The following is a 429-nucleotide window of genomic DNA, read 5'->3' as shown; positions in this document are numbered from 1 at the left end:
CCGAATCCCAGCCGGTCCAGGTCGCTCGGCATGGCCTCGCTGGACTGGAACACCCACACGGACTCGAGAAAGTCGACGAACATCCGTCGTCGTCCGTCCGAGATCAGGTCGTCCAACAGCGGCAGCAGCAACCGATCGACGGACTCGAACGGCATGAACCGTGGCCGCACCGCGCCGATCCACGCGAGACGGGACACGTACTCGCACAGTTCGGCGATATCGGTGAATGTGAGGGCCTGCTCTCCAGCGGTCAACCAGTACTCGCCCTCGGTGACCCGGTCGCGAATCAGGTTGCCGACGGCCTCGACGACGATGTCGAGGGGGACGGTGTCGACCAGGGATCCGATGTCCCCCGGGACCACCGGCAGATTGCCCCTGACCGCGTTCCCCAACATGCGATGCAACCCCTGGAAGGCGGCCATCCGACCG

General features: G+C 65.5%; 1 protein-coding gene. It reads right to left on the bottom strand.

Annotation, left to right across the window (positions count from 1 at the left end):
• On the bottom strand, positions 1-395 hold a 395-nt coding region (locus tag AC07RN_RS21330; protein WP_478337273.1), incomplete at its 3' end, for a hypothetical protein.
• Positions 396-429: the final 34 nt, after the last annotated feature.

It is taken from the genome of Lelliottia sp. GFLA7 (genome assembly GCF_056490165.1).
This window is presented reverse-complemented; position numbering and strand designations above follow the sequence as displayed.